A 13,498-nucleotide genomic window follows, 5' to 3' on the forward strand; every position below is an offset into this window, starting at 1 on the left:
GCCGGGACGACACCGCCCCGTCGACGGCCTGCCCGAGCCGGGCAGTCGCGGCCCGGCACGACCAGGGAGCCACGTGTCCAGCGCTGCCAGCACTCCGACCGAGAGCGTGCCCGCCCACCCGCAGGCGCCCGTGCCCCCCTCGGTCGACGCCGCCCGGCTGGAACGGGTGCTCTTCGAGATCAAGCGCGTCATCGTCGGCCAGGACCGGCTGGTGGAGCGGATGCTCGTCGCGCTGCTGGCTCGTGGCCACGTGCTGCTGGAGGGCGTGCCCGGCGTCGCCAAGACGCTCGCGGTCGAGACGCTGGCGACCGTGGTGGGCGGCAGCTTCTCCCGGCTGCAGTTCACCCCGGACCTGGTGCCCGCCGACATCCTCGGCACCCGCATCTACAAGGCCGGTCAGGACGCCTTCGACACCGAGCTGGGCCCGGTGTTCGCCAACTTCGTCCTCACCGACGAGATCAACCGCGCGCCGGCCAAGGTGCAGTCGGCGCTGCTGGAGGTCATGGCGGAGCGGCAGGTCTCCATCGGCGGCGTCACCCATCCGCTGCCCGACCCGTTCCTCGTGCTGGCCACGCAGAACCCGATCGAGTCCGAGGGCGTCTACCCGCTGCCCGAGGCGCAGCGCGACCGCTTCCTCATGAAGGTGCTGGTGGACTACCCCTCCTCCGAGGAGGAGCGGGAGATCATCTACCGGATGGGCGCCGAGCCGCCGGTTCCCGAGACGGTGCTCGTGCCCGGGGAGCTGCGCCGGCTGCAGCGGACCGCCTCGCAGGTCTTCGTGCACCACGCGCTGGTCGACTACGTCGTCCGGCTGGTGGTGGCCACCCGCTCGCCGCGCGAGCACGGCATGGACGACGTCGCCAGCTGGGTCTCCTACGGCGCCAGCCCGCGCGCCTCACTCGGCCTGATCGCCGCCAGCCGCGCGCTCGCCCTCGTGCGGGGCCGGGACTACGTGCTGCCGCAGGACGTCCTCGACGTCACCGCCGACGTGCTGCGGCACCGGCTGGTGCTCTCCTACGACGCGCTGGCCGACGGCGTGCCGGCCGACCACATCGTCAAGCGGATCGTGCAGACCGTGCCGCTGCCGCAGGTGGCGCCCCGGCAGGGCGCGTCCGGCGGTGGCCCCGGCGTCCCGGGCGGGCCGGCGGTGCCGCCAGGCCAGGGTGCGCCCTTCTTCGGCCCGCCGCAGGGCATGCCGAACGGCGGCCCGTGGGGGCAGGGCGGCCCGCAGGCCCCGGGCGGCCAGCAGTACGGCCCCGGTCCGCAGGGGCCCGGAGGCAACGGCTCCTCCGCCGCCGGCGGGCACGGCGGCGCCAACGGCGCCGCGCCCGGGTCGCAGCAGAGGTGATCCGCCGCCGTCGCGGGGAGGAACCGCTTCCGGCTCCGCCCGAGCACCCCGGCCTGCTGCTGCACCCGGCGACGCCCGGCTCGGCGGCGGGCGGGGGCGGCGAGGGGACCGACGGTGCGCCACCGCGGTTCACCGACGGACCGGCCGACGTGCTGCTCCGGCGGCTGGAGCTCACCGTGCGCCGCCGGCTCGACGGCCTGCTGCAGGGCGACCACCTGGGCCTGGTCCCCGGCTCCGGCAGCGAGGCCGGCGACTCCCGCACCTACCACCCCGGGGACGACGTCCGGCGGATGGACTGGCCGGTGACCGCGCGCACCCAGGTGGCGCACGTCCGCGAGACGATCGCCGACCGCGAGCTGGAGACCTGGGCGGTGGTCGACCTGTCGGCCAGCCTGGACTTCGGCACCGCCAACTGCCAGAAGCGCGACCTGGCGATCGCCGGGCTGGCCGCCGTGGGCCACCTCACCGTGCACGGCGGCAACCGGCTCGGCGCCGTGGTCACCACGGGGGAGCGGGTCGACCGCTACCCGGCGATGCCCGGCCGGCTGGCCACCGAGCGGCTGCTCCGCTCGGTGGTGGCCACGCCGCGGGCCGCCAGCGGCCGCCGCGGGGACCTCGCCGCGGCGCTGGAGACCCTGCGCCGCCCGCTGCGCCGCCGGGGGCTGGTCGTGGTGATCTCCGACTTCCTCGGCGACAGCGACTGGGAGCGGCCGCTGCGCGGACTGGGCACCCGGCACGAGCTGCTCGCCGTCGAGGTGGTCGACCCCCGGGAGCTGGAGCTGCCCGACGTCGGCCTGCTGACCGTGGTGGACCCGGAGACCGGGCAGACGCTCGAGGTGCCGACCGGCGACGCGGAGTTCCGCGCCCGCTACGCCGAGGGCGCCGCGGCCCAGCGCGCGCGGGTCGCCGCGGCGCTGCGCCGGGCCGGCGCCGGCCACCTGCAGCTGCGGACCGACCGTGACTGGCTCATGGACGTCGTCCGCTTCGTCGCCGAACGCCGGCGCGCCGGTAACGGAGGGGCCTCCCGATGACCTTCCAGTCCCCGTGGTGGCTGCTGGCCCTGCTGGTGGTCGCCGCGCTCGTCGCCGTCTACGTGGTGCTGCAGCTGCGCCGCACGGCGTACGCGGCGCGGTTCACCAACGTGGCGCTGCTCGGCTCCCTGGTGCCCAAGCGGCCGGGGTGGAAGCGGCACCTGGCGTTCGGGGTGGTCGCGCTCGGCCTGGCCACCCTGGTCGTCTCGCTGGCCGTGCCGAGCACCGAGGTGCGGGTGCCGCGGGAGAAGGCGACCGTGGTCATGGCCGTCGACGTGTCCCTGTCGATGGAGGCCGAGGACGTCGAGCCCACCCGGTTCCGGGCGATGCAGCGGGCGGCCACCGAGTTCGTCGACGTGCTGCCCGAGCGGATCAACCTCGGGCTGGTGACGTTCGCCGGCACCGCCACCACCGTGGTCCCGCCGACGACGGACCGGGCGCAGGTGGCCGTGGCGATCGAGAACCTCGACCTCGCCGAGGCCACCGCCATCGGCGAGGCGGTGTTCACCTCGCTGGCCGCCATCGAGAACTTCCAGGCCTCGCTGGAGAGCAACGGCGAGGAGCCGCCGCCGGCGCGGATCGTGCTGCTGTCGGACGGCACGAACACCGTCGGCCGGGACAACACCCAGGCCGTCGACGCCGCCCGCGCCGCGGGAGTGCCGGTCTCGACGATCGCGTTCGGCACCGACTACGGCACCCTCGACATCGACGGCGAGCAGGTGCCGGTGCCGGTGGACCGGGCGGCACTCGAGGAGATCGCCGACCAGACCGGCGGCAGCTTCAGCGAGGCCGCGTCCGCCGCGGAGCTGGAGCAGGTCTACTCCGACCTGGGCAGCCAGATCGGGTACACCACCGAGCCCAAGGACATCAGCCCGTGGTTCGTGCGGGCCGGCGTCCTGGCCGTGCTGGTCGGCGCGGTCCTCAGCCTGTTGTGGACCAACCGCCTCATCTGAGCCGCGCGGTACCACTGCTTTTCCGCGGAAAGGCGCACACGCCTTTCCGCGGAAAAGCAGGTTCAGCGGGCGGGGTCGAGGACGAGCTTGCCGGTGGTGCGGCGGGCGAGCAGGTCCTGGTGGGCGTCGGCGACGGCGGACAGCGGGTAGCGGCCGCCGATCACCGGGTGCAGCTGCCCGTCGGCGACCTGCTGCAGCAGGTCGGTCATGGCCGCGTCCATCATCTGCGGGCGCCCCATGCAGTGCGCCAGCCAGAAGCCGATGACCGCCCGGCTCTTCTGCATGAGCATGCCCGGGGGCACCGCGGGGGTCTGCTGCCGCGCGGCCATGCCGTAGGTGACCAGCCGGCCGAACGGCGCCAGGGCGGAGAGCGAGCCGGAGAAGACGTTGCCGCCGGTCATCTCGAGCACGATGTCGACCGGCTTGCCACCGTTGGCCTCGCGCAGGGCGCCGGTGAACTGCTTCGGGTCCTCGTCGGCAAGGGCCGGGTCGACGGTGGCGTGCGCGCCGAGGTCCTCGGCGAGCTTCCGCTTCTCCGGGCTGGAGGCGGTGGCGATGACCCGGCCGGCGCCCCAGCGGCGGGCCAGCTGGACGGCGAGGGAGCCGACGCCGCCGGCCCCGGCGATGACGACGACGGTCTCGCCCTCGGCCAGGTGGGCGCTGGTGCGCAGCAGGTGCCAGGCGGTGCTGCCCTGCAGCACCAGCGACAGCGCCTGCTCGTCGCTGACGCCGTCGGGCACCGGCCAGGTGAGGAAGTCGTTCGCGACGACCCTCTCGGCGTACCCGCCGCCGTCGAGCAGGCCGACGACCCGCTGGCCGCCGCCCACCGGGGTACCGACGAACTCCGCGCCCGGGACGAGCGGCAGCTTCTGCTCGGCCAGGTAGGAGTTCTCGATCTGGTGGGTGTCGCCGAAGTTCACGCCGGCGGCGGAGACGTCGTAGAGCTTCTGGCCGGGACCGGCCTCCGGCTCGGGGATGTCGACGACGTCGAGGACCTCGGGACCGCCGAAGCGGGTGATCTGGACAGCGCGCACGACGGGAAGGTTAGGGCTTCGCCCGCCAGGTACACCTGAGGGCCGTCCGCGTCGGCGCCGTGACGCTCCTCTGTCTCTTCGTTTCGAAGCCGCAGCTGTGACGCATCCACGCGTAGGTCGGTGACCTGGTCGCCAGGAGGGCCGGACCGGCTGACCGCTCATCACGGGGCCGTCCGGAAGACGGGCCAGCCGATCTCTGTGCGCCAGGCAGCCGGGTCGGCGGTGTCCCGTGGGCCGACCAGGTAGGTCTCCCGTACGGGCCCGGCAACGGCCAGCGCGTTGCTGACCACCCAGGTGCCGAGTTCGCCGTAGGTGACGTCGATGTCGTCGTGCTCACCGACGTGGGTGGTGACGGCCAGCTCCACGCTCGGCAGGGTCACCGGATGCACCCGCCCGCTGCGCGGCGGTTCCGTCGTCGGCCGGTAGACGAGAACGTGCCCGTGGCCGCGCTCGAACAGCGCGTTGTCGTACAGCCCGCCCGGAACCCCCATCGGCTGACGGACCACGGCGTCCAGCTCGGCCATGGCGCCGGCGTACCAGGCGAGCACCTCGTCGTGCGCCACGTCGTCCTCGACCGCGGCCACCGTCGTCGCCGGGACCGTGCGGAGCTCGACGTCCAACGGGGCCGGCTCCGGCCGGAGCAGCCGGCGCAGCGACACCACCGCGGCACGGGTCCGATCCAGCTCCGACTCGAGTCGCTGCAGGTGGTCGGCGACGAGAGCGGCACGAGTGCTCGGGTCGGGGGAGCGCAGGATGCGCTGGACGTCGGACAGCGGGACGTCGAGGTCCCGCAGCCGGTGGATGACCTGGGCGATCGGTATCTGATCCGCGCTGTAGTAGCGGTATCCGGTCGTGGCGTCCACCGCCGCGGGCTCGAGCAGGCCGGCGTCGTGGTAGCGGCGCAGCGTGCGCACACTGAGGTGGGTCAGCCGGGAGAACTCGCCGATCGCCAGCATGCGTGCACTGTGCACCCTCTCCCCGGGGGAGAGTCCAGCGCTTGACCCTCCCGCATCGGGAGCTCGCACCGTGGAGCCATGACCACACCGACCAGCATCCAGCCCGACCAGCTCCCGGCCACGATCCGCAGCTACCTGGCTGCGCACGACGCCGGCGACGCGGACACCGCGCTGCGCGCCTTCACGCCCACCGCAGTGGTGGTCGACGACGGCGTTACGTACCGCGGGACCGAGGAGATCCGCAGGTTCCTGTCCAGCGCCGGAGCCGAGTTCACGTACACCAGCACCCTCGTCGGTGCGCAGCGCGCCGGCGACGCGCACTGGGTGGCCACCAAGCACCTGGAGGGCGACTTCCCCGGCGGCGTCGTCGACCTCCGCTACCGCTTCGCGATGGACGGCGACCTCATCGCGGAGCTCGTCATCGCGCCGTGACGACCCCGGCCTCGAGTGCCGGGTGAGCAGGTCGACGACCGGTCATCCGACGGAGGTTCTTGGCCCGGCGCCTGGCGAGCATCCCGACATGACTTCAGACCAGGACGACCCGTCCACGACATCGCCGAGCAGGGAGCCGGCCTCGCTCATCGCCATCCGCCAGCCGGCCGCGGAGCGACGGCAGTTCCGCGACGGCGACGACCGCCTCGTCTCGGCCGCCCGTATCCGGGCCGCCCGACGGCGAGACCCGGTCGTCCAGGCCCGTCCACCGCGTCAGCGGAAGGCTCCCTGGGAGCCCCCCGCTGACGGTAGTCGGGTCAGGCGCGGATGAACTCGAGCACGTCGGCGTTGATGGTGTCGGCCTGCGTGGTCGGCATGCCGTGGGGGAAGCCGGCGTAGGTCTTCAGCGTCCCGTTCGGCAGCAGCTCGGCCGTGAGCGGACCGGAATCGGCGTACGGCACGACCTGGTCGTCGTCGCCGTGCATGACCAGCACGGGCACGGTGATCTTCCTCAGGTCGTCGGTGAAGTCGGTCTGGGAAAACGCGACGACGCCGTCGTAGTGGGCCTTGGCGCCGCCCATCATCCCCTGCCGCCACCAGTTCTGGATGACCGCTTCGATCGGCTCCATCCCGGGCCGGTTGAACCCGTAGAACGCGGTGGCGGCGAGGTCGCGGAAGAACGCCGACCGGTTGGTGGCCACCTGCTCCTGGATGCCGTCGAAGACGCCCTTGGGCAGCCCGCCGGGGTTGGCGTCGGTCTGCACCATGAGCGGCGGCACCGCGCTGATCAGTACCGCCTTCGCGACGCGGTCCTGGCCGTGCCGAGCGAGGTAGCGCACGACCTCCCCGCCACCGGTCGAGTGACCGACGTGGACGGCGTCGTGCAGGTCGAGGTGCGCGGTCAGTGCGGCCAGGTCGTCTGCGTAGTGGTCCATGTCGTGCCCGTCGGCGGTCTGGGTCGAGCGGCCGTGGCCCCGCCGGTCGTGCGCGATGACCCGGTAGCCGTGGGCCAGGAAGAACATCAACTGCGGGTCCCAGTCATCGGCGGACAGCGGCCAACCGTGACTGAAGACGATCGGCTGACCGGCGCCCCAGTCCTTGTAGAAGATCTCGAGACCGTCGGCGTTGGTGATCGTGCCCATGGCGGGCCTCCTCGTCTCCGTGGGGTCCGCCGGACGGGATGGCTCCGACGGACGAGGTGAGGGAGACGATGCTCGACGACGGCGGGCCGGCTCCGCATCCGTCATGTGACCGGCTCGGTGCCGTTCGCTCCCGGGTGGCCCTGGCCGGCACACCGGAACCGCAGACGTCGCACCGGACCTTTACCCCGACGGCCCTCGACCACTAGTTTGCCGTCGTCGACCCGGATCGCGGATCGCCCGGCAGGGCTCGCGCAGTAGCCGGACGGTGGTGGGCGCTGATGGGTGCGGACGTGACGACAGCCGGCCTGGTGGGCCGGGACACGGAGATCGACGCGCTCGATCGACTGCTCCGCAGCGTGCAGTACCGCGGCGGCGCCGTCCTCGTCCGTGGCGAGGCCGGGATCGGCAAGTCCGCGCTCCTCCATCACGTGTGCGAAGCCGCGGCCGAACGCGGGCTACGGGTGCTGAGCACGACCGGCGTGGAGTCCGAGATGACCCTCCCGTTCGCCGGCCTCCACCAACTGGTCCGGTCACTGCTCGGTCGCCTCCCCGGGTTGCCCGCCCCGCAGCGGCGCGCGCTGAAGGCGGCGTTCGGCATGACCGACGACGCTGCACCGGAGCTCTTCCTGATCGGTCTGGCGGCCCTGACCCTGATCAGCGACAGCGCCGCGGACCAGCCCCTCGTGCTGGTGATCGACGACGCGCACTGGCTCGACCGGCCCACTGCCGACGTCCTCGGCTTCGTCGCGCGGCGGCTGGACTCCGAGGCGGTGGTGATGGTGGCGGCCCAGCGCGACGGCTTCCCGCCCGTCCTCGCCGGCCCGGCACTGGGCGAGCACCGCCTGGAGCGCCTGGACCCTCGCTCCGCCGAGGACGTGCTCGCGCGTCGGGCACCGCAGCTCGATCCGGTCGACCGCCGGCGCCTGCTGGCCGTGGCCGCGGGGAACCCGCTCGCGCTGGCCGAGCTGCCTCTGGAGGGCGCGCGGGACGAGGGCGCACCCCTGACGCTGACCGCGCGACTGGAGCACGCGTTCGCGGCCCGGCTCTCCGGGCTGCCCGACGTGACCCGGGACCTGCTGCTCGTCGCTGCGCTGGAGGACGAGGGCGACGTGGGGGAGGCACTGGTCGCGGCGTCCGCACTCCGCGGCGCCGAGGTCACTGCGGATGCACTGAACTCGGCCGTCGAGGTCGCGCTCGTCGCCGCCGACGGCGGGAAGCTGACCTTCCGTCATCCGCTGGTCCGCCACGCGATCCGCCAGCGGGCCACCCTGGCCGAGCGGCAGCGCGCGCACATCGCACTGGCCGGGACGCTGCGCGGCACCGACCGGCAGATCTGGCATCGGGCTGCGGCCGCTGATGCGCCGGACGACGCTGTCGCCGCCGAACTGGAGAACGCCGCGGCCCGCGCCCAGCGCCGAGGTGGCGTGGCCGCCGCGCAGGCGACGCTCGAGCGCGCCGCCCGACTGACCGCGGACCCGGCGGAACGGGTGCGGCGCTACCTGCAGGCGGCCGAGCTGGCCTTCGAGTGGGGGCGGCCCGACGTCGTCGACCGCCTCCTGCAGGAGACCGCGGCCCTCGACGTCCCGGCTCGGGAGCGGGCCCGCATGACGGTGATCCGGGAGGGGTTCGAGGAGGGCATCCACGACGTCCGCGCGGGCACCCGGATGCTGACCGAGGTCGCCGCCGCGGCTGCGGCCGACGGCCGGGCCGACCAGGCGCTGCGGTTCCTCCGGGCCGCGGCGCTGCGGTGCTGGTGGGCCGAGCCGGGCGCGGAGGCGCGCGCCCACCTGCTGGAGGTCGTCGAGCAGGCACTCGAACCGGACGACGTGCTCGTGCTCGAGGTGCTCTCCTACGTGGCGCCGTTCGACCGCGGGGCGATGCTGCACCAACGGTTGCGCGCCGTGTCCGACGGTCCGCTCGACGCGGCGCGGGCCCAGGCCGCCGGCGAGGCGGCGAGCGTCGTGGGTGACTTCCCGCTCGCCGTCGAGTTCCTGACGTCGGCGCTGACCGGCCTCCGGGCCGACGGTCGGCTCGGACTCCTGGGCCGGGCCCTGGCCGTGCAGGCATGGAGTGCGCTCAACATCGGGCGGTTCGACCTGGCTGCCACGGCCGCCGACGTGGCCGCCCGGCTCGCCGCCGACTCCGCCCAGCCGCTGATGGGGGCCGTCGCCCTGGTGGTCCAGTCGGTGGTCTCCGCGGTCTGCGGTGCCGAGGACGTCGAGGAACGCCTCGCCGAGGCGGCCCGGCTCGGCCTGCACGTGGACTCGAACGCCGTCCTGGCGGGTGTGCAGTTCGCCCGGGGCATGGTCGCGCTCAACCTGGGGCTGCACCAGGCAGCCTGGGACCAGCTCGTCCGCCTCTCCGACCCCGCCGACCCTGCCCACCACCCCGTGGTGCGCAGCTTCGCCGTCGGCGACCTGGTGGAGGCCGCCGTCCACAGCGGGCACCGGGCCGAGGTCGAGCCGATCCTGGCGGACCTCGAGGCGATCGCGGCGCGGACGCCGTCACCGGTGCTGCACATCGGGCTGCGGTACGGCCGGGCGCTCCTGGCCCCCGAGGACGAGGCCGAGAAGCTCTTCGCGGCCGCCCTGGCGGCCGACCTGAGTGCCTGGCCCTTCGCCCGCGCCCGGCTGCAGCTGGCCCACGGGGCCTGGCTGCGGCGGTGCCGTCGGGCGGCGGAGTCCCGTGCCCCGCTGCGAGCCGCGCGGGACACCTTCGACGCCCTGGGAGCCGCTGCCTGGGGCGACCGGGCGCGTCAGGAGCTGCGCGCCTCCGGGGAGCAGAGCAGGCCGCGCACCCCGGAGGCGCGCGAGCGGCTGAGCCCGCAGGAACTGCTGATCGCGCAGCTCGCCGCGGAGGGCCTGACCAACCGGGAGATCGGCGCCCGGCTGTACCTCTCGCACCGGACGATCGGCACGCACCTGCACCGGATCTTCCCGAAGCTGGGGATCACCTCCCGCGTGGCCCTGCGGGCCGCGATCGGCCCGGAACCGGCCCGATCCACCGTCGGCGCGACGGTCACCTGACGTACGCGAGGAGGGGGCAGCGCTTCCTACGGTCGATCCATCAGCGCTGAGGCGGCCACTCCGGTCGTCCCGGTCGCTGCGAATCGAGAGGAACGACGATGACCATGGACACCGACGAGCGCCGGCCGGCCCAGGAGAAGCCCACCGTGGTGCTCGTGCACGGCGCCTTCGCCGAGTCCGCGAGCTGGAACGGGGTGATCGAGCAGCTCAGGAGCGACGGCTACCCGGTCATCGCCGCGGCCAACCCGCTCCGGGGCCTGCGCGACGACGCCGACCAGCTGCGCAGCATCCTGGACCAGGTGCGTGGCCCGATCGTGGTGGCCGGCCACTCCTACGGCGGCTCGGTGATGAGCGTGGCTGCCGACGGGCACCCCGGCGTCCGGGCGCTCGTCTACGTGGGCAGCTTCCTGCTGGAGGAAGGGGAGAGCACCGGTGAGCTGGCCGGGAAGTTCCCCGGCAACGAGTTGGGGTCCGCGCTGGACACCGTCCCCGTCCCCGACGGGCGCGGCGGCACGGTGACCGACCTGTATATCCAGCCGGACAAGTTCCGGCAGGTGTTCGCCGCGGATGTCCCACCGGAGGTCGCCGAGCTGATGATCGCGACGCAGCGGCCCATCACCAGCGAGGCGCTGGAGGAGAAGGCCACGGCGGCGGCCTGGCGGACGATCCCGTCCTGGACCCTGGTCACCCGGCAGGACCTCGCGGTCCCGGCCGAGGCACAGATCTTCATGGCCCAGCGCGCGCAGTCCACGGCCGTCGAGGTCGACGCCTCCCACGCCGTCGCCGTGTCCCGGCCCGGCGCGGTCGCCGACCTGATCGTCGAGGCCGCCCGCGCGACAGCCGGCTGAGACGCCGCACCACGACCGTCCCGACTGCTCCGGGATCCAGCCGACGGAGCGGCTCGGGGCGGTCGGCACGGCGCCGCCACCCAACCGCCAGGAGGTCGGTGATCCTCGACCTGATCGGCATCTTCGCCGGAAGCAGCTCTCCGCCCGGGGGTGGGGGCGGTCGCCGCGCTCGACGTCGCCGACGGGGCGTCAGTCGCTCCGGCAGACGCGGCGGTGGGTGCTGGCCGTTCCGCTGGCTCCAGCACTACGCGGGCCAGATGGCACCCGGTGACTGAACCACTCAGAGTTGCCACCACGCCCGCGCCTCCATCGGCAGGTCCTCCGAGGCGTGCCGCACGGGGCGGCTGAGCGTCCGCGGTGGGCCTCGAAGGCTGGTTCGTACGCCCATGAGGACGACTCGCGCACGGTGGAACAGCCATGGCCGTCGGCCGTCGAGTGCTTCGAGAACTGCGAACTGGCCGGTCGTCGTTAAACGGTTCCCTCGTCGTAGGTGTCGGCGAGGTCCACGCCGGCCGCCGAGACGTCGTGGAGCTGCTGGCTGGGGCCGGCCGCCAGCTCGGGGGTGTCGACGACGTCGAGGAGCTCGGGACCGCCGCGGCGGACGGGCGGGGTCGACAGCCGCGTAGTCCTCGACGGCGAGGATGACGGCCACCGGGCTGCCGTTCTTCGTGACGGTGGCGCGCTCAGTCACCTGCCGCTAGGTGGAAGCTCCAGGTTCCCGGACCGTCTTCGCCGATGGCCGTCCGTAGTGCTTCAGCCCACGTCGTGTCGTCCGGTCCGATGGAGGATGTGCCCGGCCGCGAGAGCGCGATGGCGGTGTGCGCCGCAGGACCCGCAGTTGTCACAGGACCGTCTGCTGAGGGCTGTGTCGGTGGTGGGTGTTGCCCCGAGCCGACGCCCTGCGTGGGCGGGCCGCCTCTCCCGGTGGGCGCGGTCCTCACCTGGCGGTCGCCGGCCAGTACTTCTGTCGCAGCACGTGCTTGCGCAGCTTGCCGGTCGGGGTGCGCGGCAGCTGCTCGACGAAGTCCACCGACGTCGGGCACTTGTAGTGCGCCAGCCGGTCGCGGGCGTAGCCGATCAGCTCCGCCGCGAGCTCGTCGGAGGACGCCTCGCCCTCGGCGAGCTGGACGACGGCGGTGACCGCCTCGCCCATCTCCTCGTCGGGCACGCCGATCACCGCCACGTCCGTGACCGCCGGGTGCAGCACCAGCACGTCCTCGACCTCGCGGGGGTAGATGTTCACCCCACCGGAGATGATCATGAACGACTGGCGGTCGGTGAGGAACAGGAAGCGGTCCTCGTCGAGGTAGCCCATGTCGCCCACCGTCGTCCAGTTCGGGTGGTCCGGGTGCTGGGCCGCCGCCGTGGCCGCCGGGTCGTGGTGGTAGTTGAACGGCATCTCCTCGCGCTCGAAGTAGACGACGCCGACCTCACCGGGTCCGAGTTCGCCGCCGTCCTCGCCGACGATGTGCGCGATGCCCATGACGCCGTCGTGCCCGACCGACCCGGGCTTGGCCAGCCACTGGGCGCTGTCGATGAACGTGCCGCCGCTGGCCTCGGTGCTCGCGTAGTACTCGTAGAGCACCGGGCCCCACCAGTCGATCATCGCCCGCTTCACCTGGACCGGGCACGGTGCGGCGGCGTGCACGGCGCAGCGCAGGCTCGAGACGTCGTAGCGCTCGCGCACCTCCTCGGGCAGCTTGAGCATCCGCACGAACATCGTCGGCACCCACTGGCTGTGCGTGACCCGGAACCGGTCGATGGCCGCGAGCGCGCGCTCCGCGTCGAAGGACTCCATCATCACCACGGTCCCGCCGACGGACTGGATGATGCCGACGAAGCGCAGGGGAGCGGCGTGGTAGATCGGCGCGGGGGAGAGGTAGACGGTGTCGGGCCCGAAGCCGTACAGGCCGCCGAAGACAGCGGTGAGCTGATCGCCCGGCTCGGTCACCTGCCGATCCGGCAGCGCCGGTCTGATGCCCTTCGGCCGGCCGGTCGTGCCGGAGCTGTAGAGCAGGTCGGCGCCGCGCGGCTGGTCGGCCGGGGGCACGGGATCGGCGGCGGCCAGTGCGGCCTCGTAGTCCCCGAACCCCTCGACGTCACCGGCGTAGGCGAGCGCGTGACGCACCGCCGGCGCACCGGCCAGCACGTCCCGGGCGAGGTCTCCGAGTCCGGCCGATGCGATCAGCACGGTCGCGCCGCAGTCGTCGACGATGTACGCGGCTTCCGCGGGCGTCAGGTGCCAGTTCACGGCGGTGACGTACAGCCCCGCCCGCTGGCAGGCCCAGTACACCTCGCTGGCCTGGGGTCGGTTGTCGGTCAGCAACGCGACGACGTCGCCGCGCTGCAGGCCGAGCCCCCGCAGGTGGGCCGCCAGGCGGGTGGAGCGCTCCTCGAGCTCTGCGTAGGTGAGCGTCTCGCCCGAGCCCGCCATGACCACAGCGGGCTTGTCGGGCGTCGTCGCCGCGTGGGCGCCGGGGAACGGCACGGTGGACCTCCGGAGTGGGCGTCGCCCTGGCGGGCTCTGGTCGGCACCCGCGAGGCTAGGGCCTCCGGCACGCGCTGCGTGAGGTGGCCGACATCCGACCCGGTCCGGCTCGGCGACGTCGGACCGGTTCGGTCGCAGGAGAGGTGCGGCGCTGCTCAGGCGGGGACGGCCGGTCCGCATCACGGGTACGTTCTGCTCAGCCGTCAGCGACCGATGGGGGTGCCGTGGCAGGGGCCGTGC

10 protein-coding genes are annotated in these 13,498 nt (G+C 73.6%); 6 read left to right on the forward strand and 4 right to left on the reverse strand.

Annotation, left to right across the window (positions count from 1 at the left end):
• The first annotated feature begins 73 nt into the window (after positions 1–73).
• From ACI790_RS16595 to ACI790_RS16605, 3 genes are read left to right on the forward strand one after another with little or no spacing between them, the layout of a single operon-like run.
• The gene (locus tag ACI790_RS16595) at positions 74–1,348 is read left to right on the forward strand and encodes an AAA family ATPase (protein WP_456570889.1); all 1,275 of its coding nucleotides are present in this window, start codon (positions 74–76) and stop codon (positions 1,346–1,348) included.
• On the forward strand, positions 1,345–2,379 hold the full coding sequence (locus ACI790_RS16600) for a DUF58 domain-containing protein (protein ID WP_456570890.1): 1,035 nt from the start codon (positions 1,345–1,347) through the stop codon (positions 2,377–2,379). The genes ACI790_RS16595 and ACI790_RS16600 overlap by 4 nt, the downstream gene beginning before the upstream one ends.
• Entirely contained in the window at positions 2,376–3,332 is a 957-nt protein-coding gene (locus ACI790_RS16605; protein ID WP_456570891.1) for a VWA domain-containing protein, read from the forward strand. Before ACI790_RS16600 ends, ACI790_RS16605 begins: the two co-directional genes overlap by 4 nt.
• A gap of 62 nt (positions 3,333–3,394) precedes the next feature.
• Here the strand turns inward: ACI790_RS16605 and ACI790_RS16610 are convergent, their stop codons facing one another.
• Together ACI790_RS16610 and ACI790_RS16615 are read right to left on the reverse strand one after the other, a co-directional pair.
• Entirely contained in the window at positions 3,395–4,366 is a 972-nt protein-coding gene (locus tag ACI790_RS16610) for a quinone oxidoreductase family protein (RefSeq protein ID WP_456570892.1), read from the reverse strand.
• 161 nt (positions 4,367–4,527) lie between these two features.
• Positions 4,528–5,322, reverse strand: coding sequence for a MerR family transcriptional regulator (locus tag ACI790_RS16615; RefSeq protein WP_456570893.1), 795 nt, complete (start codon positions 5,320–5,322; stop codon positions 4,528–4,530).
• Between the two features lie 78 nt (positions 5,323–5,400).
• Between ACI790_RS16615 and ACI790_RS16620 the strand changes: the two genes are divergently transcribed.
• Positions 5,401–5,754, forward strand: coding sequence for a nuclear transport factor 2 family protein (locus tag ACI790_RS16620; RefSeq protein WP_456570894.1), 354 nt, complete (start codon positions 5,401–5,403; stop codon positions 5,752–5,754).
• A gap of 317 nt (positions 5,755–6,071) precedes the next feature.
• Here the strand turns inward: ACI790_RS16620 and ACI790_RS16625 are convergent, their stop codons facing one another.
• On the reverse strand, positions 6,072–6,896 hold the full coding sequence (locus ACI790_RS16625; RefSeq protein WP_456570895.1) for an alpha/beta fold hydrolase: 825 nt from the start codon (positions 6,894–6,896) through the stop codon (positions 6,072–6,074).
• Positions 6,897–7,186: 290 nt separating this feature from the next.
• On the opposite strand from ACI790_RS16625, the gene ACI790_RS16630 reads away from it, so the two are divergent.
• Together ACI790_RS16630 and ACI790_RS16635 are read left to right on the forward strand one after the other, a co-directional pair.
• Positions 7,187–9,922 carry an ATP-binding protein gene (locus tag ACI790_RS16630; protein WP_456570896.1) on the forward strand — a complete coding sequence of 912 codons (2,736 nt, stop codon included), beginning with the start codon at positions 7,187–7,189 and terminating at the stop codon, positions 9,920–9,922.
• A 98-nt stretch (positions 9,923–10,020) separates the two neighbouring features.
• Positions 10,021–10,770, forward strand: coding sequence for an alpha/beta fold hydrolase (locus ACI790_RS16635; RefSeq protein WP_456570897.1), 750 nt, complete (start codon positions 10,021–10,023; stop codon positions 10,768–10,770).
• Positions 10,771–11,707: 937 nt separating this feature from the next.
• Here the strand turns inward: ACI790_RS16635 and ACI790_RS16640 are convergent.
• Entirely contained in the window at positions 11,708–13,258 is a 1,551-nt protein-coding gene (locus ACI790_RS16640; protein WP_456570898.1) for an acyl-CoA synthetase, read from the reverse strand.
• Positions 13,259–13,498 lie beyond the last annotated feature (240 nt).

Source organism: Blastococcus sp. SYSU DS0539 (assembly GCF_054050855.1).